This window comes from Photobacterium sp. AWH4_225, assembly GCF_056158405.1.
Genome location: NZ_JBSWTF010000001.1, coordinates 2659081 through 2680996 on the forward strand (window position 1 = coordinate 2659081; position 21916 = coordinate 2680996).

General features: G+C 47.3%; 18 protein-coding genes. 16 read left to right on the forward strand and 2 right to left on the reverse strand.

The genetic code is table 11. The features are described 5' to 3' along the window. The first annotated feature begins 49 nt into the window (after positions 1-49). The 9 genes from ACXAD4_RS12425 to ACXAD4_RS12465 all read left to right on the forward strand — a co-directional run bounded on the left by ACXAD4_RS12425 (position 50) and on the right by ACXAD4_RS12465 (position 9135). A complete protein-coding gene (locus tag ACXAD4_RS12425; protein WP_475241751.1) occupies positions 50-922 on the forward strand; it encodes a TPR end-of-group domain-containing protein in 873 nt (290 codons plus the stop codon). Positions 923-1045: 123 nt separating this feature from the next. Next, on the forward strand, positions 1046-2623 hold the full coding sequence (locus ACXAD4_RS12430) for a DEAD/DEAH box helicase (RefSeq protein ID WP_475241753.1): 1578 nt from the start codon (positions 1046-1048) through the stop codon (positions 2621-2623). Between the two features lie 84 nt (positions 2624-2707). Further along, positions 2708-4018, forward strand: a complete 1311-nt coding sequence (locus tag ACXAD4_RS12435; RefSeq protein WP_475241755.1) for a rhodanese-like domain-containing protein — start codon at positions 2708-2710, stop codon at positions 4016-4018. Between the two features lie 200 nt (positions 4019-4218). Further along, a complete protein-coding gene (locus ACXAD4_RS12440) occupies positions 4219-4821 on the forward strand; it encodes a hypothetical protein (protein ID WP_475241756.1) in 603 nt (200 codons plus the stop codon). Positions 4822-4842: 21 nt separating this feature from the next. Beyond that, the gene (locus tag ACXAD4_RS12445) at positions 4843-5730 is read left to right on the forward strand and encodes a sterol desaturase family protein (RefSeq protein ID WP_475241758.1); all 888 of its coding nucleotides are present in this window, start codon (positions 4843-4845) and stop codon (positions 5728-5730) included. Between the two features lie 6 nt (positions 5731-5736). Next, positions 5737-6414 carry a response regulator transcription factor gene (locus ACXAD4_RS12450; protein WP_475241760.1) on the forward strand — a complete coding sequence of 226 codons (678 nt, stop codon included), beginning with the start codon at positions 5737-5739 and terminating at the stop codon, positions 6412-6414. Next, positions 6411-7706, forward strand: a complete 1296-nt coding sequence (locus tag ACXAD4_RS12455; protein ID WP_475241762.1) for a sensor histidine kinase — start codon at positions 6411-6413, stop codon at positions 7704-7706. The genes ACXAD4_RS12450 and ACXAD4_RS12455 overlap by 4 nt, the downstream gene beginning before the upstream one ends. Before the next feature lie 59 nt (positions 7707-7765). Further along, the gene (locus ACXAD4_RS12460) at positions 7766-7918 is read left to right on the forward strand and encodes a hypothetical protein (protein WP_475241763.1); all 153 of its coding nucleotides are present in this window, start codon (positions 7766-7768) and stop codon (positions 7916-7918) included. A gap of 2 nt (positions 7919-7920) precedes the next feature. Then, positions 7921-9135, forward strand: coding sequence for a B12-binding domain-containing radical SAM protein (locus ACXAD4_RS12465; RefSeq protein WP_475241765.1), 1215 nt, complete (start codon positions 7921-7923; stop codon positions 9133-9135). 164 nt (positions 9136-9299) lie between these two features. On the opposite strand, the gene ACXAD4_RS12470 is transcribed toward ACXAD4_RS12465, so the two are convergent. Then, a complete protein-coding gene (locus ACXAD4_RS12470) occupies positions 9300-10334 on the reverse strand; it encodes a LacI family DNA-binding transcriptional regulator (protein WP_475241766.1) in 1035 nt (344 codons plus the stop codon). Between the two features lie 174 nt (positions 10335-10508). Between ACXAD4_RS12470 and ACXAD4_RS12475 the strand changes: the two genes are divergently transcribed. Together ACXAD4_RS12475 and ACXAD4_RS12480 are read left to right on the forward strand one after the other, a co-directional pair. Beyond that, entirely contained in the window at positions 10509-11957 is a 1449-nt protein-coding gene (locus ACXAD4_RS12475) for a glycoside hydrolase family 32 protein (RefSeq protein ID WP_475241767.1), read from the forward strand. 16 nt (positions 11958-11973) lie between these two features. Then, positions 11974-13347 (forward strand): PTS transporter subunit EIIC, encoded by a 1374-nt coding sequence (locus tag ACXAD4_RS12480; RefSeq protein WP_475241769.1) that lies wholly within the window; start codon positions 11974-11976, stop codon positions 13345-13347. A gap of 391 nt (positions 13348-13738) precedes the next feature. Here ACXAD4_RS12480 and torS read toward each other — a convergent pair whose 3' ends face one another. Continuing rightward, complete coding sequence (gene torS, locus ACXAD4_RS12485; RefSeq protein WP_475241770.1) at positions 13739-16714, reverse strand: TMAO reductase system sensor histidine kinase/response regulator TorS; 2976 nt, start codon at positions 16712-16714, stop codon at positions 13739-13741. A 219-nt stretch (positions 16715-16933) separates the two neighbouring features. Here torS and torT point away from each other — a divergent pair, with 219 nt between their 5' ends. The 5 genes from torT to ACXAD4_RS12510 all read left to right on the forward strand — a co-directional run bounded on the left by torT (position 16934) and on the right by ACXAD4_RS12510 (position 21913). Then, positions 16934-18004 carry a TMAO reductase system periplasmic protein TorT gene (gene torT / locus ACXAD4_RS12490; RefSeq protein WP_475241773.1) on the forward strand — a complete coding sequence of 357 codons (1071 nt, stop codon included), beginning with the start codon at positions 16934-16936 and terminating at the stop codon, positions 18002-18004. A 291-nt stretch (positions 18005-18295) separates the two neighbouring features. Further along, entirely contained in the window at positions 18296-18754 is a 459-nt protein-coding gene (locus ACXAD4_RS12495) for a methylglyoxal synthase (protein WP_475241775.1), read from the forward strand. A gap of 225 nt (positions 18755-18979) precedes the next feature. Then, positions 18980-19960 carry a zinc-binding dehydrogenase gene (locus ACXAD4_RS12500; RefSeq protein WP_475241777.1) on the forward strand — a complete coding sequence of 327 codons (981 nt, stop codon included), beginning with the start codon at positions 18980-18982 and terminating at the stop codon, positions 19958-19960. Between the two features lie 121 nt (positions 19961-20081). Further along, complete coding sequence (locus tag ACXAD4_RS12505; protein WP_475241778.1) at positions 20082-20729, forward strand: recombinase family protein; 648 nt, start codon at positions 20082-20084, stop codon at positions 20727-20729. Continuing rightward, on the forward strand, positions 20726-21913 hold the full coding sequence (locus ACXAD4_RS12510; protein WP_475241780.1) for a multidrug effflux MFS transporter: 1188 nt from the start codon (positions 20726-20728) through the stop codon (positions 21911-21913). Before ACXAD4_RS12505 ends, ACXAD4_RS12510 begins: the two co-directional genes overlap by 4 nt. The last annotated feature ends 3 nt before the right edge of the window (positions 21914-21916 follow it).

Here is a 21916-nt window from a genome sequence, read left to right on the forward strand (position 1 = left end):
CTAGTATTCCCTTATGACCTTCGCACACAGCGACTTTAGGGAAGTGGCCATGTCTTTATCATTATCTCTATTATTCTTACTCCTGCGCACCTTACTTCTCATCATTACTCTAATGGTGCCATCCCTTGCGCTGTCAGAAACACAAGCTGACGAACAAGGCATATTGGAGCGACCGCTGATAGAGCGCTACGTATTGGACGAGCTCAAGGCGCTGCGCACCGACCAGCAAGATCTCGAGCGTCGCTTAGTGGTGGAAATTACTGACCGGGAACTGGCCGTTGCTGATAAATCAATGAACTATGCCAATGTCACTGTTACTTATTTCTTCTACTTTATCGCAGGTGCTGCCTCACTCTTTGCCTTTGTCGGTTGGCAGTCCCTTCGAGAGTTGCGTGATAACACCAAGAAAGCCGCCGACCAGCAGCTCCAGTCCATTGCCGATCAGTACGAGAAGAAATTCCAGCGCCTCGAGCAAGATCTCAAACGCAAAACCCGCATCATTGCCCAGAACAACAAAGAGATTGAGACTATCAATGAAATCCATAATTTATGGCTGCGCTCGCAAGGTCTACAGACCCCAGAGCAAAAGATCGAAGTCTATGACGATATATTAAAAATCCGCCCTGGCGATTTAGAAGCCCTTACCTACAAAGCAGATGCCGTCATGGAAATCAGAGAGTATCACTGGGCATTAAGCCTCTGTAATCGAGTACTCGAGCTTGATTCCAGCAATGCCCATGCTCTTTACCAGCGCGCATGTGCCTATGCCTGTTTAGGCTCGGAAGAGCTAGCAATCAACGATTTGGAACAAGCAGTCATCGGAAGTGCCTCGTTACGTGAATTAGCCGCAGAAGATCCTGACTTTGAATCTCTCCACGGTAACGAGCGGTTTGAAATACTGATAGATCCCAGCGATACCTAAAATCCCCACCGACGCTTTACAGAATATCCTGAAAGATTAGGACATTTACCGATCCTGCTGTAAGCTACCCCGCTTGCTGCCTGTGTGAGGCAGATCATACTTTTATCCAACTGAGAATTTTCTATGAGTTTTGCCTCTTTGGGCCTTTGCACCCCAATTCTTGAAGCTGTTGCCAACCAAGGCTACGAAACCCCGTCTCCTATTCAGGCGCAGGCGATCCCTGCTGTTCTTGAAGGGCGGGATGTCATGGCGGCGGCACAGACAGGAACAGGCAAAACTGCAGGCTTTACCCTGCCAATTCTCGAGCGTCTATCTAAAGGCCCAATCGTTCGTGCTAACCAAGTACGAGCATTGGTACTGACGCCAACCCGCGAGCTGGCAGCCCAGGTCGGTGAAAACGTAGCAACCTACTCCAAAAAGCTTCCGCTAAGCTCTGCGGTCGTTTTCGGCGGGGTGAAAATCAACCCGCAGATGATGCGCATGCGCAAGGGTGCCGACGTACTGGTCGCCACGCCTGGCCGCTTGCTGGATCTTATCGGCCAGAACGCTGTTAAGTTCAACCAGCTCGAAGTACTGGTACTGGACGAAGCCGACCGTATGCTGGATATGGGCTTTATCCGTGACATCAAAAAGATCCTAGCGCTGCTTCCTGCCAAGCGTCAGAACCTGCTGTTCTCTGCGACCTTCTCGGAAGAAATCCGCGAATTGGCTCGCGAGCTAACCAACAACCCAGTAGAGATTTCGGTAACGCCGCGTAACAGCACGGCCAAAACCGTACAGCAGTGGATCTACCCAACGGATAAGAAGAAAAAGCCAGCATTGCTGACCAAGCTTATCCAAGAGAAAAAGTGGCAGCAGGCGCTTGTCTTTACCCGTACCAAGCACGGCGCAAACCGCCTAGCGAAATACCTTGAAGAGCGCGACATTACTGCGGCAGCTATCCACGGTAACAAGAGCCAAGGTGCCCGTACCAAGGCATTGGCAAACTTCAAAACCGGTGAGATCCGAATCCTCGTCGCAACCGACATCGCTGCCCGTGGTATCGATATCGACCAGTTGCCGCAGGTTGTTAACTTCGACCTGCCAAATGTGGCCGAAGATTATGTTCACCGTATCGGCCGTACCGGTCGTGCAGGTGCTGAAGGCCACGCGGTTTCACTGGTGTGCGCCGATGAAATCAAAGAGCTGAATGCCATTGAACAATTGATTCAGCAGCACCTTGAGCGTAAAGATGTGGTGGGCTTTGTACCAACCAATGCACTACCGAATTCTTTGCCGATCAAACCGCTTAAAGCGAAAAAGCCTAAGAAACCGAAAAAGCCAAAAGAAGCGGCAGAAAGCAATACTGAAAAGCGCACTGAAAAGCGTACTGATGGCCGTACTGAAAGCCGCAATAAACCAAAACGCAATTCAGGTCCTCGCAAAGGTAATGCACCGAAACAAGGTGACAATAAACCTCGTAATGCTGACGGCCAGCAGCGTAAGCGCCAAGCTAACGGCAACGGCAACGGCAACGGCAACGGCAACGGCAACGGCAACGGCAACGGCAACGGCAACGGCAACGGCAACGGCAACGGCAACGGCAAAAACTATCGTAACAGCGATGTGAAGCCAAGAGGTCAGAAGCCAAATCAACGAGGCCGCAAGCCTAATAGCAAAAATGTGAACCGCTCGAAAAATAACGCAGCGCAAGCAAGCTAAACCGAAAGAACATTACTCATATCAATAAAATAGCGAGCCAGCATAATATAATGCTGGCTCTTCTTTTTATGCTAGGTAACTCTAATGAAACTAACTAAATGGGCACTGCTCTCTTCTGCAGCTGTAATGAGTCCCCAACTTTTGGCGGCAACTTTTGATCAGTTAGCCGCCGAAAATAATCAAGATTTCCAAGTCATCGACTGCCGGTCGAGCAATCACTATAACGGCTGGCCCGAAGCCAACCAAACACGCGGTGGTCACTTCCCTGGTGCTATTAATTTCGATGCCGACTGGCTATCGACGCTTCGCCCCCAGGTTGTCCGCGCAGAACTCGAAAATAGAGGCATCGACCTCAACAAGCCGACATACCTTTACTGTCAGCCTGATAAAGCAGAAATTTTACAAGATCAGCTCAAGAGCCTTGGCAATAACAACATCCAGCTGATTGACCAAGCGGTAACTGACTATTCAGGTCAGCTGACTGCACTTGAAAACTATCAACAGCTGGTGCCTGCTGAGTGGCTCGATCAGCTAATCAACGGTAAAGATGTCCTCCACCCACCAGCAAAAGGCTTCAAAGTGGTCGAAGTCGCGTGGGGACCGCCAACCAAATACCTTGCTGCCCATATTCCTTCGGCGCTATACCTCAACACCAACATGATTGAGTCTGAGCCTTGGTGGAACCGTGTTGATGACAGCAAACTGGCAGAAGCCATCAAAGGGCTTGGTATCGCCCACGATACCACCGTCATCCTTTATGGTCGTGACAACACAGCAGCAGCTCGTGTTGCAAACCTAATGATGTACGCAGGTGTGGATGATGTTCGCCTTCTCAACGGTGGCTGGCAGTCCTGGGTCAATGCAGGTTTTTCAACCCAACCTCTGCGCAACCACGCCAAGCCTGTTGAGTTTGGCCGCAAGATCCCGGCTAATCCTCAGTACATCATTGATGTTCCAGAGGCCCGTGAAATCCTAGCCGATCCTGAACATCAGTCACTGGTCAGTATCCGCAGCTGGGCTGAATATGTTGGTGAGACGAGCGGTTACCGCTATATCGAGCCAAAAGGCCGTATCAAGGGTTCCAAGTGGGGCCACGCGGGCTCTGATGCCTACCACCTGGAAGACTTCCGCAACCCGGATGACACCATGATCAGCCCAAATATCATGACTGACTTCTGGAAAGATTGGGGCATTAACGCATCCCAAACAGTATCGTTCTACTGCGGTACCGGCTGGCGTGCTTCCGAAGTCTTCTTCTACGCCCATGTGATGGGCTGGAAAGACATTAGCGTTTATGACGGTGGCTGGTTTGAATGGAGCGGGGATCCTAGCAACCCGACTGAAACCGGCGACATCCCTAATGCGCCGAAGTCTGCGTTCTATAACGAGAAATAGCAAGACAGGCAATAGCAAAACGGAAAGACGACAGAATCCATTTTGCGATGACCAATCACTGAAAGGATCTGGCCCTATGGGTTCAGATCCTTTTTTATCCCCTTTTTCAAGTTACCGTTTTCGGCAATAACCTTTTGTTAACCACCTCATGCTTATTCTCCCCTCACGCTATGACACAGTGAATAAAGGATGGAGATAAGATGAAACTATTCGCTTCAATACTGACAACTGCAGCCATCACCGGCGCAGTGTGGGGGCTCGTTGTGCACCAGCCGGCAATGGCTGACACAACTAAGAATAATCAGGTACCACAGCTCAAGGTACCACAACCCAAGGTAACAAAAGCATCCGCTAGTGCTTCATCAAATGAAAAACAAAGGGAGGTATCTCAGCAATATTTGGATGGTGTAACCAAAACCCTGCCATTGGAATCTGTAGGCACATTGTGGGGCGACTTCGAGCACATCATCGCCGAACAAAACAAGCTGCCCGCCAACTGGGACACAATTATTGTCCTGTATCAGAATCTCAACAGCGACTTTACCGAAGCGACAGTCACCATCGGCTTCCCAAGCACAAATAATTCAGCAACAAGTCATTCAGCAACAAATAACTTGGTGGCCCTTCCTGCGATTGAAAAAGCACAGCCACTACTAAAGAGAGGAAAGTACTCTGAATCTGAGCTCATTGATGCTTGGCAGCAAATCAATTTTCAGCGGCAGGTCGACGCTTTGGTTGAGACCCATTATCTCAACACACAAGGAGAGCCGGAATCCAGCCAATTGTCTGTCTACTATAAATAACGACCACTCAGGAGATATGTCATGGATTTTATGTCTCAAGTTTTTTCTGAAACAACCATCATCTTCACCGAGAGCTGGGTGGACAATAACTTCGTCATTATTGCCGCAGCACTATTCTTGATAGAGCTTGTCCGCTATGCGTTCAAAAAGAAACTCAGCTGGAATATGTTGGGTGACAGTGCTACCAACTTTGTGACGCTTTTTTTCCTGTTGGTCACCGTCTTTGTCGTCGGCTTAGCCTATGTTGCCGCCTTTGTCTTCGCGTATGAACACTTCAGCCTTACTCAGTTGCCTATTACAGGTTGGACAATATTGGGCTGTCTGATCCTGGCTGACTTGGCCTACTACTGGGAGCACCGGTTTTTGCACAGCAACGGTCTTGCATGGGGGACACACTCAGTCCATCACAGCTCGCCGTACTTTAATATTTCGGTAGCCTACAGATTTGGACCGCTCGACTGGTTTTTCCCGTTCTTCTTCCACTTACCCTTGATTCTGTTGGGCTTCAATCCATTTGTGGTGCTGATGTGTGAAACCTTCGTCCAGCTGTTCCAGACTCTGCTGCATACTGAAACAGTAAGAAAACTCCCGCGACCGATTGAAGCCATCTTCAATACACCATCGCATCACAGGGTCCATCACGCGACCAATAAGCAGTATCTAGATAAGAACTACGCGGGTATTTTGATCATCTGGGATCGTATGTTTGGCACCTTTGCCCGTGAGGAAGAAGAGGTCAAATACGGGGTTTACCCACGGATTAATTCTGTTAATCCGTTTAAAGTATACTTCCACGGCTATGCGAAGCTGATTCAACAGATGTGGCATGCGCCTAGCTGGCGCTATCGATTGCTACTTCTGATCAAACCGCCTATCTGGGCATGGAAGCAAGAACAACAAAGGAAATAAGTCTCTATGAGTATCAACGCCCTGCTAATCGAAGACGACAGAGATCTAGCTGAAGCCATCAGTGACTACATGGAACTGGACAGCTTCGAGTTTGACTTTGCCTACAATGGAGCAGCCGGGCTGAATCTAGCGCTTGCCAATACCTATGACATCATACTCACCGATTTAAACATGCCGAAAATGGATGGCATCGACGTATGTAAGTCGCTTAGAGAGCAAGGCATCAGCACCCCAGTGCTGATGCTCACAGCAAGAGACACCCTCGATGATAAAGTGACAGGATTTGCTGCAGGCTCCGATGACTATCTGGTCAAGCCTTTTGCCATGGAAGAGCTCAAAGTTCGCCTTCTTGCTCTGATTCGTCGTGCTCAGGGTAGCGTTGCCTCACTGACAGTGGCAGATCTAACCATTGATTTGGATAAGCATCAGGCAACACGCGCCGGACAAGTGTTAAAGCTCCCTCCTGTATGCTGGAAGATGCTGGTTTGCCTAGTGCGCAACAGCCCAAATGTCGTCAGCAAAGCAAAGTTAGAACAAGAAGTCTGGGGAGATGAGCTGCCAAACGCAGACAGCTTCAAGGTGCACTTGTTTAAGCTTCGTCAGTCCATTGATACGCCGTTTGACAGCAAACTCATCCATACGGTTCACGGCGTTGGAGTGGCGATAAGAGAGGACGATGCATGACCCGAGTCAGTATAAAGCGAGACATTTATCTCTACCTTTTTGGCATAGTGATCAGTCTCACCGCTATTTACGGCTTAATGATCATGCAGAGCTATCAAATCGGGCTGAATGAATCGGCCAAGTACGGTTTTCTGTATGAGCTAAAAGTGGCAGAAAGCGAATACCTCAAATCCGGACAACTTCCTCAGTCACCAAGCAATACGCTTCAGGTTTATCTCGACTTCAATCAAATCCCGCAGAAGTTTCTCACCACGTTTGATTGGAGTACCTTTGCTAACGACGCGATTTATGAACAATACCTCCCCGCTGAAGAAGCGGGAACAGGTGAATATCTGTATGCAGCTACTCATTATATCCCCAGCATCGACGTCACTTTGTACGTCGTTTCCCAATATGATGAAGCCATTTACCTCGAGTTGTTCGAACTCAGCCCACCTGACTCAGTCAGCCAATTCAATTCTGCCTTTTTATTAATTGGCGGCTTGTTACTCTTGGTTTTTGTTACCATTCGCTTGCTGATCCATCGCCTGACCAAACCCATTCTGGTGCTATCCCAATGGTCGGAAACACTGGATTTGAGCCAGATCGATAAGTTGAAACGCTTTCGCTATCATGAGGTTGATTTGCTTGCCAATCAACTGGTCGAAAGCGTCCGCAGTGAGCGGGATGCCATTGAGCGCGAAGAGTTTTTTCTCAGAGCTGCCAGCCACGAGCTGAGAACACCGGTATCTATCATCTCTGCTAGCAGTGAAATGCTCGAGCGATTGTCTGAGTCTATGCCGCGGGGTGGCCAAAGAGCAATTGCTCGCATAAATCGCTCGGTGGCCACCATGCAAACACTCATCACCACATTACTTTGGATGAGCCGAAATACTCAAACCGAGCTTGAAACCAGCAATATCGATGTCAATCGCATCGCCAATGAAGTGATTGAAAACCACCGCTTCCTGATTGAAAGTAAGGATGTCACCGTTGAGTTTGCAGCCGATTCGAAGCCTATACAGACGCAGGCACCACCAGCATTGATTCATATTGTCCTGACAAACCTTATTCGCAACGCTTTTCAGCACAGTGGTAGTGGCACTATCACCATTGCGTTGTCGGAAAAGCACATCGAATTAACCAATCCGGTGGAGCCAGCAGAAACCGAAGACCTAAGTCTCACAGAATCATCGTTTGGTATCGGGTTGGTTTTGCTTGAAAAGGTGTGTCACAACCAAGGTTGGCATTTCACGCATCAGCAGAAAAACGGGACATATTTCGCCCGTGTAGACATAGTCTCTACAAGGTAACCAAAAGTTAACCTCTCACCTTTTATCCTTGTTGCCAAGTTAAACAGCTGGAGTCAAACATGGGAACTTGGATATTAGAAACACTACTTTGGGTGATAGTTACCGTAGCGGTTTGTGTCGCCATCTGGGGTTTCACCCTACCCAATATCCTCATTGCATTGGGTATCTCTGTCGGTATCTCTCTGTTACTCGGAAACAGCTGGAGGAGCTAATTATGAAAATCTATCTAATCAAAGCTTCCGCTGGTAGTGATTACTCCAAGTACAAAGCCTCGACTGGAGGACCGCCGCAAAATATTTTCGCAGCCGCTGCTGCAACCCCAAGATGGTATGAACTCGACATGGTCGATGAAACCATCGGTGCTCAGGCTCAGCTAGATATCGATGCCGACTTGGTTGTGATATTTATGTCGACCCCAGATGCATACAGAGCCTACGACCTCGCCACTGAATACAGAAAACAAGGGAAACGTGTCGTTTTAGGCGGCCTGCATATTCTGTTTAACCAACAAGAGGCGGCTGGCTATGCTGATAGCTTGATCCTCGGTGAAGTCGAAAACTATTGGACTCAACTGCTCACTGATGCAGAATTTGGGACGCTAAAGCCAGTTTATGAAAGCTCAGAGCCTGTCGAGCTAAGTGATCTCAACCCTTACCCCACCGATATCATTCATCCATCAGCTTATAACTACACGTGGTCAGTAGTGGTCACTCGTGGATGTCCGTATAAGTGCAATTTTTGTTTGGTACCTCGGTTTTTCAACAAGTTCAAGCAGCGGCCTATTGAGAATATAGTCAAGGAACTCAAGCATCTGAAATCATTAGGTGTTGAATGGGTAGAGTTGCACTCAGATAACCTAACCCATGATAGAGAGTATGCGCTGGCTTTATTTAGGGCGATTGAACCACTGAAGATGAATTTCTACGGTGAAACAACAGTCCTGATCGCCCGCGACAAAGAATTATTGGCGACCGCCGCCCAAGCCGGGTTCAAAGCGGTACTTTTAGGAATCGAAACGCCTTCAGAAGATGCCTTGAAAGCACAAAAGAAAGGCTTCGTAAAGCCCTCGAAAATGAAGCAATACATCGCTGAAATTAAACGTCATGGCATTGAGGTATGGGGAGATTTCTTGTTTGGCTTTGATGAGCATGACGCATCGATTTTCGAGCAAACCCAACGATTTATTGAAGATATCCAAGTTGATAAAGTCATTCCCCACTACATGATCCCGTTTCCTGGTTCAGAGACCTTTCGTCAATTGGAAAAGGAAGGGCGGATCCTGACAACGGATTGGTCAAAGTACGATGGCAGCCACCCGGTCTACCAGCCCAAGCAAATGACTGTGAGCGAGCTGGAAAATGGCATCTACTGGGTGTGGAAAAAGAATGCGAGCCTGAAAGAGAAAATAACGGCTTGGTTTAACTACTAATTCGTCAGTGCACGAACTACAACCTATGAGCACCTATTGGTGGCAATTTTTATGTTTTAGTTCGGCGCTGTAAGACGTTTTTGGACAAAAGCTAGTCAGTAATTTTTAGTACATCAGCAACAAATGGATTACTGTCAGCATGGAGAAACCTCTTAATTCTGTATCTAGTCTTGATTATGCTGATCATTACGTAAAATTTCAGGCTGGCTTGATATAGCCCTGAGTGAAGGATGGTGCCGTACCGTTAATGTAGGCTCTAACAAAACTAATCGCAGCTTTAATACTGGCTGCTGAATAGCTTCAATCATCAAATCAAAACCGAGTAAGGCGATTTTTCTGATCGGCTGCTTAATGCTGGAAAAACCTAACGACTGAGCAATAACGGTATCATCGAAACCAATGATATCAACTTCTTGCTTGACCTGCTTATCTATCAATGCGTTATGTAAATGGCTGGCAGATATATCATCCGAGCAAAATACTGCCTCGATGGGGCGCTCATTGTAAATGATCTGCTCGGCGATAAATTGATGCAAAGTATCTGAGTTGTATGGGGCAAGCAGACTTGACTTGGATAACTCACTTCCTAATTGATACAGTGCATTTTTATAACCGAGTAAGCGTTCTGATTGCGCATCACTGGCACCGATATACCCCACTCGACGATAACCTTGATTAACAAAATGCCTAGCAGCTAACTCTCCTCCACGCCGGTGATGCGTGCCGATACTGATGGTATTTCGCGCTGTTGCAGTCAAAAGAACCACAGGGAAAGGTAACTTTTTGAGAGGCTCTAAATGCGCTTCCTTCAGGGAGCGGGGCACAAGAAAGACACCGTCAACCTTATGGTTTATGCACTCCGAAAGAAAAGTCCTCTCCAGCTGAAGGTTATTGCGGCTATTAAACAGCAACAAACTGCGGCCATGCTTGTACGCTTCCTCTTCTAATACATCGACTAATTGAGAGAAAAATGGGTTAGACATATTGCGCACAATAATCGCAAACAACTTGGTTGGCTTTTTTCGCTTCTGCGGTGGCTTTTGATAATTAAGCTCTGTCATTGCCGACTCTACCGCTTGCTTAGCTTCATCAGAGACACGATCACTGCCATTAAGTACTCTAGAAACCGTCGCAATAGAGACTCCGGCCCTTTTGGCTACGTCACGAATCGTCACTGTACACCCATCCATTCTTTCCATCAGTAAGTACCATATATTACCTCTCGCCATGTAACAAGACTTTGCGTTACATCACAGCCTGTTCTCAATTCGTCCAATACGCTTTCAAGGCGAACAAATAAAAGCACACTGCTATTTTCACCATTTATCAAACTCTCTATGATTTTTTCAACCCGAGATTATTAGGTGCGAAATATGACAGAACAAAAATATAAGACCATAAACACGGCAACGGAATTGGATAAGAGAAAGTTTGAGGAAATAAAATCAATTACTTTATTTCGACCACTATTCCATATTAACCCTCCACATGGATTATTAAACGATCCAAATGGTTTTTGTTATTTCAACAACCAATATCACTTATGTTACCAATGGTTTCCTTTTGATACTTACCATGGAATAAAACACTGGATGCATTTAACCTCAGATGATTTATTAAATTGGTCTGAACATGGTTCAAAAATAACCCCATTAGAAAGCTATGAGTCTCATGGTGCTTATTCAGGTAGCGCTATTGTTGAAAAAGACCGTTCTTACCTATTCTATACCGGGAATGTTAAGCGTGGTGATGAACGCGATGCCAACCAGTGTTTGGCGATCTTAGATAATAATAACTACGTTACTAAACACGCTCTTAATCCGGTAATTGAATCAGTACCACATGGCTATACAGGCCACGTGCGCGATCCTAAAGTCGTTAAACGTGGCAGCCACTACTTTATGCTGCTGGGTGCTCAACGAGAGGCAGACTTAAGCGGTGATATCATTGTTTATCAATCTGCTGACTTACTCGAATGGGAGTTCAAAGGGGCGCTGGATATTCAAGTCAGCGGCGACTTTCTTAACGCGTACATGTATGAGTGCCCTGACCTTCTGGAAGTCGATGGCTATGACTTGCTGATTTTCTCTCCACAAGGTGTTGCTGCTGATGGAAATCGCTTCCACAATAAGTTCAACGTTATTTACTGCTTAGGTCAAGTTGATTTCGAGCAACTTACTTTTACAGTTACCTATTGGGACGAGCTCGACCGTGGCTTTGATTTCTACGCCCCACAAACCATGGCCAATACGCCAGAAAAACAAACACTCATTGCATGGGCAGGGACAGATGAACACTTGCCTAGCGAACAACAGGGTTGGATTAACTGCTTAACGCTCACTAGAGAACTGGCTGTTGAAAATAATCGATTAATTCAACGGCCAAGCGTCATTAACTCCAACTCATTAATAAAAAGAAATGCACATCAATCAAAACATCAAAGATTTGAACTGGACAGTTTATCGTTTTCTCTGGAAGTAAAAAATTTTTCCAAAGAGAAAAATATAACGATTTCATTGAATACACAAAGTGGTAAAGAGTTGATATTAACTATCAGAAATAGCACCATCATTTTAGATAGAGCATTATATGACCATCACGACCAAGATTGGGCGTATGGAAATAAACGTCAGCATCAAGTTGACTACGACATTAATAACATTCACTTCATTTGTGATCAAAGCATTATTGAAATTTTCATTAATGATGGACGAGATGTATTTACCTGTCTTTTCTTCCCTAAACAAGAAAACCACCAGTTAACTATATCGACTGAGAAAAATGTCGACCTCGATACCTATCTAACTTACCTTACAATATAATTAAATGGTGAACAGAATGAATTATGACGCTACCGTAAACGAGATACTGGACAGTATCGGAGGCATAGATAACATCCGCAACGCTGAGCATTGTGCTACGCGCCTGCGCCTCATCCTTAAAGACAATGACAAGGTCAATACTGACAAAGCAAAAAAGATTAACCAAATCAGCGGTTACTTTTACCAGTCAGGCCAACACCAATTCATTATTGGTACCGGCAAGGTTTCTCATGTCTATGAGTCACTCACGCTAGCACTGGGTGGCGAGTTTGAAAGTAGCGACTTTAAACAAGATGCCTTTGCCGATATGACGGCAAGCCAGAAAGTGGTCCGCACACTCGCTGACATTTTGATCCCCCTCATCCCTGCGCTAGTGACAACCGGTTTGCTGATGGGTTTACGCGGCATGATGCTTCATTCTGGTGTTGATTTCTCACCTGAGATATTAGCCTTATTTAGCATGCTAACCGATACCGCTTTTGCCTTCTTACCGGTCTTAATTGCTTATTCTGCGGCAAAGAAATTCGGTGGAAATGCGATTATTGCCATTGTAGTTGGACTAATGATGGTAGCACCGCAACTGCCTAACGCATGGGTTGTTGCCAGTGGTGGCGCAGATCCAATGATAGTGAGCCTACTCGGTATTAATTTCCCATTGGTGGGCTATCAAGGCACGGTACTACCCGCTATATTCGCTGGCTGGTTCGTTTCTTACTTAGAACGCAACCTACGTCGCTTTATTCCGGCGAGTATGGACTTAGTCTTTACCCCATTTTTGACCATCACTATCGCGATATTCGTCATCCTGTTTGGTTTGGGCCCTATTCTACAAAGCATTGAGCACGGCTGTACATCTCTGGTGCGTATGGCGCTCGATTTGCCACTTGGTCTTGGTTACATCCTCTATGGTGCGGTACAGCAAATGATCGTTATCACCGGGCTGCACCATGCTTTAGGTGTAATTGAAATTGGTCTACTTAATGAAACGGGCGTTAACCCACTTCAACCACTAGGCACAGCATCGATGGCTGGTCAATTTGGTGCAGCGATTGCGGTTGCTACCCAACTCAAAGACAAACTTAAAAAAAGCAATGCGTACAGCGCATCTATGTCAACACTGTTTGGTATCACAGAGCCTCTACTCTTTGGTGTGAACCTACAGTACGGCAAAGTGTTTATCTTTGGCATGGTTGGCGGCGCTGTTGGTGGTTTGGTGACTTACGTACTGAACATCAGTGCGACCGGTATGGGTATCACCTTTATTCCGGGCATCTTGCTCTACTCTCAATCTTTCACGGCGGTTTTGGGTTACTTGATGGTCATAGCTAGCGCATTCGCTACCTCATTTGTGCTAACTCGTATCTACAACCCAGTAAAAAATAATCAATAACGATAATTTCATTGGTGCACCGCCCCCCTAGGTGCACCAATGACTTAGCCCATCTGGCTATGCTCCGATGGGCGCCTTTGTAAGAAATGGATCATGAACAAAGTTAAGCTGACTAGCAATGCCGTTGTGGGGTCCCTTAGCAGGTGATCGAGATGGCCAATATTGCTCAATAAATTACTGAGCCCCCACTTAAACAGGTTACTGAGATTACGAAAAGTAAGTCAAATGACGCTTTGGTTAAGTAAGTGGTTAATCTCTTTTAAGAAGGAACGGGGCAAAAGCGATTCTAATAGCACTTAGCCCCAGCATAGAATGATGTGAACGATTCAGCTCGCCATCAACGATGGGCCAAACTTATTTACCTCTCTGCTAAACTCAGCCTCAATGATCCTTATTTTTCCGCGAAAGTGCTATTCAGTGCCATCAACGACGACTGATATACTGCTTCTAGCGCATTAGCCGCTTCTTCTTCGACGGTTCCTTCTTTTGCCGACTTCTCGATTTCCAAACATACTTGATGTAATTGGCGAAGCCCCATGGTGCCAGCCGCCCCTTTTAGGTTATGGGACAAGCTCGCCACTAACGCCAAATCACCGCTTTGCATTGCCGGCAGTAACTTGTCTATGGTTTGTTGCGATGAGTCGGCAAACAGGGAAATCATCTTCTCGACCATGGCTTGACCCAATACCTGAAGATCACTTCCAAGTACTGATTCATCTAAAATCGGCATGTTTTCTGCCATATTTCCAGCCATTGCAGTATCTACCTCACTCTGTCTCTTATCTTTAGTATGATGCTTGTTTGAGCCTTGTTCAAAAGGGTCTTCCCCCTCAATAATGCCTACCCGCTCGACTCCGCCCAGGATCGAATTCAAGACATCGACCAACTGATGTTCGACCAGCGGTTTAGGCAAGAATCCGGCAAAGCCAGCCGCCAGGTATTGCTCAACATCTTCATTAAATACATGGGCAGAAAAGGCAACAAACGGCGTATTGTCTGATACCTGTTCGTCGTTACTCTCGCCTTTGAGCTGCTTGAGTTCTCCGAGTAAGGTAACCCCGTCAGTATCAGGCAGATTGATATCGAGCAGAACGATATCGAAGTCATGCTCAGCATAGACTTCTCTCGCCTGCAGGCCGTCTTCTGCGACAACAGTCTGGTGACCAAGGCGGCGCAAGAAACCCTCAGCCACCAAACTGTTAACTGGGTTATCTTCCACCAGCAGTATCTTGGCTGCAGGTAAGCCAGTGACTGTATCAACACTCGCAGTCTCGGTTTGCTCTCCTGGCTCAAGGGTCAGGGTAAACCAGAAGCAGCTTCCCTCGCCCGGTGAGGATACAAGCCCGATTTCACCGCCCATGGCTTCGACAATACGCTTGCTGATGGCAAGACCTAACCCTGTTCCTCCTACAGCCTGACGGCCTTCACTGGACTGATGGAAGGCCGTGAACATCATTTCCTGCTCATGCAACGGGATACCAACACCGGTATCTTCCACTTCAATATGCAAACGAGACGAGTCATGGGCCGATGCCGATACCAGCACGGTAACCTGGCCATCTTCGGTAAATTTGATAGCATTACCGACTAAATTGGCGAGAACTTGGCGGATACGGGTCGCATCTCCTACCCAGTGCTCACCGACATTGTCATCAATGTCAGTAACCAAACTAATGCGTTTCGACAGCGCTCTACCAGAAAACAAGCTGTAGACGTCTTTAACCAAGGTGTGCAGTGAGAAATTCGCAGGGCGGATATCCAAGTGACCCGCCTCGATTTTCGAGTAGTCCAGTACATCATTGAGGATATCAAGCAGGGTTTCGCCACTACGGTTAATCACCTTGAGGTATTCCGTTTGTTTGTCGTTCAAGCCGGTATCGGCCAGCAACGAAGCTGTCCCTAGCACCCCATTCATCGGCGTACGAATTTCATGGCTCATAGTGGCTAGAAAAGCTGACTTCGCGCGGTTGGCCTGCTCGGCTTCAGAGCGGGCTTTGGCGTGGTTATGCACTTCTTTGTTTAGCTTTTCGTTGGCTTTTTCTAGCTGACTGGTTCGCTCGGCCACTAGCTGCTCAAGACTATTTTTGTGTTGCTGTAATTCAGAACGAATTTTCGACTCAACCTGTGCCAATCTATGACGCTCATAGGCGGTATCGCGAGCTACCATAATTGCCCTGCCCATCTGTGCCAGTTCGTCGTCACCTTGAGTCGTCAGGCGGATTTCCAAATCGCCGCGGGCCAATGCCATCAAGGCTTTACTGTAATCGTTGATTCGGCGGATCACTCGCGCATACACGTAGCGCCACATGATTAGCACCAGTGCCACCATACCCAATGCAGAAATCGCAATCAGACTGTTTCTTGCAACAGTTAGTGTTTCATCTACTTGCTTAACGGCTTGTTGGGTGCCGATGTTGGCCGCTTGAATAATGCCATCGACGGTTTGATTTAATTGCTGGAACAGCACCAAATTTTGCTGCTCCATTCGCTCAACATCTTGATGGGCATAGATTAGCGCTTCCATCTCCAAGAAAAACTCGCCATCGTTATCAAGTGCTTTCACCTGTTCAAGAAGTTGCTCCGAGCGACTTGGATCCTCGACCGATTTCACCCGCTGTTGGATAACGCCAACGGCGTATTCGAACCTGTCCTTCAATTTGTTGAGTTCACTAATAGTGCTGATCTGCTCGCTATCATCGAGCATGTTGATCACTTGCAAGGACAAAAAGCGTAGCTCGAATAATCGCTCGCTCAAGTCCATATCGACTTCAACTAGGCTATCCAGCGCGTTGAACACTGCTTCTTGGTTGCCCTTTTCCACCAAATCGTAAATGCGCGAGACATTGGCGACAGCGATAGTATTGGCGTTGGAGACCTGCGATTGCGATAGCTCGTCAATTTGTTTGGTCGCTACCGTCATGGTGTTATTTAGCACCTTAACTTGTTCGCTAAGCTCGATCTTTCTGCCGACCAGCATACCCAACATGGCCAGATTATTGACGATGTTCTCGACGTCAGTGACCAGTTGTTGCATCAATTCTGGTTCGAAAGCATATTGGTCAAGAGCCTCCAGGCTATTATTCAAGGCCCGGATATGCAGCGTTAGCGATTTTCCTTGCTGATCCCGCTCCTTTTCATCTTTTGATTTCGCCAATACCTGAGCATTGAAAATAATTCGGGTACTTAAATCCGACAATTGCCGCGCTTCAACCAGAGCAGGCACGGCGGCATTGATCACTGTGCGTTCGGTTTTGGCGACCAGAGAGAAACCGGCAACACCAATCACAACAGCGATGATCATCAAGCCAGCCATCATCGAAAAAGCAATCAGCAGTTTCTGGCCAATGCTACTGGGAGTTAAATTCATAAAAAAGCAAACCGTGGCGGATAAATAGGCAGGACATTCGAGCAACAAAGCAGCGTGAAGTTCGAGACTCTTGCCAAAAGACAACTATAAAAAAGACACCTATAAAAATGCTATTATACCAATCTAGATAAGTAATTGGTTATTAACCACAACAATGTCCTGCACTAATTGACCAAAATGGTTGAACAGTAGAGCAGGCTATTTCCTGACGGTTGCAACATGATAAAAAAAATAGCGATAGCACTGCTGGCACTCGCCGGGTTCAGCCAAGCTGCCAATGCGGTGGAGATTATCGCCTATACCCCGCCTTTTGAGGCCAATAAACAAGCGACAAACATTCAGTACCAACCGTTAGAGAAGACCAGTCAACCCTGGAAGCTTTGTGCGGTTTATCCACACCTCAAAGACTCCTACTGGCTATCCGTCAACTATGGCATGGTTGAACATGCCAAAAAGCTCGGTGTTGAACTCAGAGTGTTGGAAGCCGGCGGCTATCCGAACCTCGATAAACAACAGAGCCAACTGGCCGACTGCAGAGCTTGGAATGCCGATGCGATTATTCTCGGCACGGTAGATAGCCTTGCCTACGAAAACATGCTGACCCAATTAACCGATGACATTCCGGTTTTTGCCACCATCAACTACCTTGATACCAGCAATAAAGACAGCCATGACAACGTTATCGCTAGAGTCGGCGTTGACTGGTATCAAATGGGTTACCAAACCGGTAAGTTTCTCGCCAAACACCATCCTAAAGGCAGCGGGATGATCAACGTCGCCTTGTTGCCCGGCCCGCAAAAGCGCGGTGGAACCAAACCGGTTGTTCAGGGCTTTTACGATGCAACAGAAAGTAGCGATATCAATATTGTCACCACTATGTGGGCGGATCACAGCAAGGAGCTACAACGTAATCTGATCCAGCAACTTCTGGCATCCGGCCAGCATTTTGATTACATCGTCGGTGGTGCCGTCGCGGCAGAAGTGGCGATTAGTGAATTACGGGCCAACCACCTGAGCGACGAGACGGAAATATTATCGACTTACCTCAGTCACGGTGTTTATCGTGGCCTGCTACGCGGTAAAATCCTCTTCGCGCCAACGGATAAAATGGCCCAACAGGCGATGCTATCCGTTGATCAGGCTGTAAGGTATCTTGAAGGTAAGCCATTGAAGAAAGATCTGGCTCCTATCCTCGCCCTGCTGACACCTGATAACCTCGACAGCGGCGCCATTGCTGAGTCACTTTCTCCAGCAGAATTTAGGCCTGTTTTCCATGTGGAAGCACCCTGATACCTTTATCCAAGTTGTTGCATTTGTAATCGTGGGGCAGCACAGGCTGGCCCCACTTCGTAGAATTCTGTTATCTAACCAATGATTTGGAAAGATTTCTTTGTACTTCCTCTGCAAGCTCTGGTACTTATACTTGATGCCTCGAATTGAGTTGCACATGCTTTTCCCTTGCCAAGTGCAATCCATTACATATGGCGTTATAGATATACAGATCACACCACACAGTTGTCACACTTAGGGCATAAACTCTGTGCGACAGCTGTTGTCAATTTTGTCTCTGTGGAGTAATAGATGCACGTAACAACCCGAACAATGGAAGAAAGTAAACACATCGCGCTTGTCGCTCACGATAACTGCAAGACCCACCTACTGCGCTGGGTTAACGAGCACAAAGACAAGTTAAAAGATCATGTCTTGTATGCCACAGGCACAACAGGGCATATGATTGCGCGCGAGTCGGGTCTTGAAGTTAACTGTCTGCTAAGTGGCCCTATGGGCGGTGACCAACAGTTAGGTGCTCTGATTTCCGAAGGCAAAATCGATATGATGATTTTCTTCTGGGATCCACTCAATGCCGTACCGCACGACCCAGATGTAAAAGCACTACTTCGTATTTCGGCAGTATGGAATATCCCGGTTGCGACCAACCGTGCCAGTGCAAACTTCATGATCTCATCACCAAAACTGGCTGAAAAAGTAGAGATCGAAATTCCTGATTACGATGCTTACCTGACTGAGCGCCTAGGCTAATCAGCTAGTAACAACTCGGAATTCTAAATTACGCCTCTTGCTCAAGAGGCGTTTTTATTTAAACCATAGCCTCGCGATACTGCGCTTTCTAAAATCTTCCACTTCTTTCATTCGCTATCTATTACTGCTGCTTTCAATCAGCCAAAAATATTAAATTTGGTTTAAGGTTAATGAGTAGAAAGTAAAAAGCAGAAAATAAAATAATCAGAATCGCAGTGGTGGCCAATGAAAGCATGGAAATTGAACCAGCCGGAAGGTATCGACCAATTGGTACTGACAACGGCAATCCAACCTACTCCTTCTGCCGAAGATGTGTGTATTAAGGTAGAAGCTGTCGGCCTGAACCCTATCGACTACAAGCTTGCCCACTGGGGCTATGCCACCTGGGATTATCCGCAGATCATCGGGCTTGATATTGCAGGTACTATTACCAAAGTCGGTAAAAGTGTTCATCACTTCCAACCTGGTGATCGGGTGATGGCATTCCTTGACCCAAGAGAAGGTGGCGGTTTCGCTGAATATACCAAGGTAAAAGCTTATGCGCTCAGCCGCTTGCCTAACAATGTCAGCTTCACCCAAGCTGCAGCCCTGCCCTGTGCAGGCTATTCTGCTTGGATAGCCGTTCACGATAAACTTCGGCTTGAATCAGGCCAAAGTATCGCGATAACTGGTGCCGGAGGCGGTGTCGGCGGTTTTGCTGTACAACTAGCGAAACTATTGGGAGCTACTGTCTATGCCATTGCCGATGGCCAACATCATCAGCGGCTGCTTTCTTATGGTGCGGATGAAGTAATTGACCCGCATACAGAAAACATTGCCATGCGGCTTATCGAATATACCGAAGACAAATTAGTCCACGGCGTTATCGACTGTGTATCAGCCAAGTCAGGCAGTACCATGAGTGCCTTGGTTCGTTACAACGGCCATATCGTGATGATTGCCGATCAATTCAATCAAGTACCGCTATTAGCAACCACCAAAGCCCTCAGCCTCCATGAAGTTGCTTTGCATGGCACCTATTCCCATGGTCATATCGAGCACATCCATCACCTTGCTGATATCGGCAACCAGTTAGCAAACTTGGTGAGCGAAGGACAACTCGATGCCATGGTGGATCATGTCTATAGCTTCGACCAGCTTCCTGATGCTCTAAAACACTTAAATGAGCAACAGCACAGCGGCAAGTTAGTCATGCAAGTGAGTTAACCACTAAGAATGGTAATAAGAACTTTATGAATAGGATCCTTATAGATTCTATTCATTGTGTTTATGAACTACTCAATGTATATTTATGAGCCATAACATCAAGTGAGCTATTTTTTGCTTTATGGCGAAATACATCTATTCACGTTTCTCCCCCAGAAATACCGACTACCAGCAGCAAATTGAAGCCCTGCTCGCTACTGAGCCTAACGCTGAACAGGTGCAAGATCGTGTGCGCGGTGATGTCGAGCCAATGGCAAGGGAAGGCTTCCGACACCTGTTCGACAAACTCACCGAAGGCGATGTGGTATGGGTTTGGTGGCTAACCGCATTCAGCCATGACTTCAATATGGTTCAAGCGACTGTCTCAGCGCTTCTCGAAAAGGGAGTTACGTTAAATACGCTATCTGAGCCACTGACATTTGTTCCAGGTTCTGAATCAAGCCGCGTTCTGCTTTCGCTTCTGAGCGGTTACGGCAATGTGCAGACCCGCAAAAGGTTGCTGGCTGCTGAGCACAGCCGTAAAGCGATAAAGGAAAACCCTGAGTTATGGCAGCAAAAGTTCCGTGGTCGTCCTGCCGATCGTGGAAAACACCAGGAAATTGCCACCATGTTGCTTGAAGGCCACAAGTTACAGTATGTTGCCGACACTTGTGATGTCAGCATTTCCACCGTAAAGCGGGTAAAAAGTAAACTAAGCCAGTTCGATGATGAAGGCGCATTGCGTACCCGGCACACCTGTAAACGCCATAAGGATAACAAGCCGTCATGACCGACCGTAATTTCTGGAAAGCCCTCGGGCTGGTGTGCCTGATCATCAGTGTCGGCCAGTTGAGTATGGGGTTGGTGTTTCCGTCCCTGCCTTGGATTGCCAAAGACTTTGATATTTCACTCGACCAAGCGCAGCTTCTAGTCAGTATCTACCTGCTTGGCTTTGGCCCATCGCAGTTTCTCTATGGCCCGATCTCTGATGCCCTGGGACGGAAAAAAGTCTTGATGACAGGGCTGCTGATTGCCCTATCTGGCCTTGTGATGATCATTACTCTGAGCGATTCCTTTACCGGCATGGTTATGGGACGTTTTCTTCAAGGGCTAGGCACAGGTTGCTGCGCTGTTCTTGCTCGTGCCTCTACGCGTGACCGGTTCAGTGGTGCAGAGCTGCCACTAGCCATGTCCTACATTGCGATGGCTGCTTCTCTGACGCCACTGATGGCACCGGTACTTGGTGGTTTTATTAACTTCCACTTCGGCTGGACCATGGTGTTCACCTCCCTGCTAGGCTATGTCACCCTTGTCTGGCTGGTGATCGCTTTGCGCTTCAAGGAAACAGTGACACAAACCTCGAAAGTACCTTCACCGAAGAAAATGGCTCTGCAGTATTGGCAACTGCTCACCTCGAGCTATTTCATGAGTTTTGCCAGTATCGGTTGGCTTAACTTCAGCCTGATGATCACGACGGTTTCTGTCATGCCTTTCATCATGCAGAACCAAATCGGCATGACTTCCGACGAATACGCGATGTGGGCACTGATCCCGGCGCTAGGTATGCTGGTTGGTACCACCCTGACCAACCGAGTCCGCCCGAAAATCGGCACCCAGAAAATGCTGTTCTTCACCCCGGTACTACATAGCTTTGCAGCACTATGGCTGTTCTTTTGCCCGGTTGAGCCGCTGTACCTAATGCTGGGCCAGTTTTTGATGATTCTGGGGAACGGGATTGCCCTGCCTTGCTCACAGGCAATGGTGATGCAACCTTACAAGAAACAGGCTGGCGCGGCTGCAGCTATGTCAGGCGGCGGGCAGATGATCGCCTCGTCGATTGTCAGTATGGGATTGGTTAAGCTAGGCCTTAGCCAGCCATGGCATCTATCTATTGTAATTGTGGTGTTTGCTTTGATCACCCTGAGCAATATTGTCCGCGGCTTCAAGGTAGAACCACAGGTTCAAACCGCTTAATCT

Excerpts from the sequence above, each read along its gene's own strand:
- ACXAD4_RS12455 (WP_475241762.1), top strand. The coding sequence starts at position 6,411 with ATGACCCGAGTCAGTATAAAGCGAGACATTTATCTCTACCTTTTTGGC.
- ACXAD4_RS12440 (WP_475241756.1), top strand. The coding sequence starts at position 4,219 with ATGAAACTATTCGCTTCAATACTGACAACTGCAGCCATCACCGGCGCA.
- ACXAD4_RS12450 (WP_475241760.1), top strand. The coding sequence starts at position 5,737 with ATGAGTATCAACGCCCTGCTAATCGAAGACGACAGAGATCTAGCTGAA.
- ACXAD4_RS12465 (WP_475241765.1), top strand. The coding sequence starts at position 7,921 with ATGAAAATCTATCTAATCAAAGCTTCCGCTGGTAGTGATTACTCCAAG.
- ACXAD4_RS12495 (WP_475241775.1), top strand. The coding sequence starts at position 18,296 with ATGCACGTAACAACCCGAACAATGGAAGAAAGTAAACACATCGCGCTT.
- ACXAD4_RS12445 (WP_475241758.1), top strand. The coding sequence starts at position 4,843 with ATGGATTTTATGTCTCAAGTTTTTTCTGAAACAACCATCATCTTCACC.
- ACXAD4_RS12475 (WP_475241767.1), top strand. The coding sequence starts at position 10,509 with ATGACAGAACAAAAATATAAGACCATAAACACGGCAACGGAATTGGAT.
- ACXAD4_RS12435 (WP_475241755.1), top strand. The coding sequence starts at position 2,708 with ATGAAACTAACTAAATGGGCACTGCTCTCTTCTGCAGCTGTAATGAGT.
- ACXAD4_RS12500 (WP_475241777.1), top strand. The coding sequence starts at position 18,980 with ATGAAAGCATGGAAATTGAACCAGCCGGAAGGTATCGACCAATTGGTA.
- ACXAD4_RS12425 (WP_475241751.1), top strand. The coding sequence starts at position 50 with ATGTCTTTATCATTATCTCTATTATTCTTACTCCTGCGCACCTTACTT.
- ACXAD4_RS12460 (WP_475241763.1), top strand. The coding sequence starts at position 7,766 with ATGGGAACTTGGATATTAGAAACACTACTTTGGGTGATAGTTACCGTA.
- ACXAD4_RS12430 (WP_475241753.1), top strand. The coding sequence starts at position 1,046 with ATGAGTTTTGCCTCTTTGGGCCTTTGCACCCCAATTCTTGAAGCTGTT.
- ACXAD4_RS12470 (WP_475241766.1), bottom strand. The coding sequence starts at position 10,334 with ATGGAAAGAATGGATGGGTGTACAGTGACGATTCGTGACGTAGCCAAA.
- torT (WP_475241773.1), top strand. The coding sequence starts at position 16,934 with ATGATAAAAAAAATAGCGATAGCACTGCTGGCACTCGCCGGGTTCAGC.
- torS (WP_475241770.1), bottom strand. The coding sequence starts at position 16,714 with ATGAATTTAACTCCCAGTAGCATTGGCCAGAAACTGCTGATTGCTTTT.
- ACXAD4_RS12510 (WP_475241780.1), top strand. The coding sequence starts at position 20,726 with ATGACCGACCGTAATTTCTGGAAAGCCCTCGGGCTGGTGTGCCTGATC.
- ACXAD4_RS12505 (WP_475241778.1), top strand. The coding sequence starts at position 20,082 with ATGGCGAAATACATCTATTCACGTTTCTCCCCCAGAAATACCGACTAC.
- ACXAD4_RS12480 (WP_475241769.1), top strand. The coding sequence starts at position 11,974 with ATGAATTATGACGCTACCGTAAACGAGATACTGGACAGTATCGGAGGC.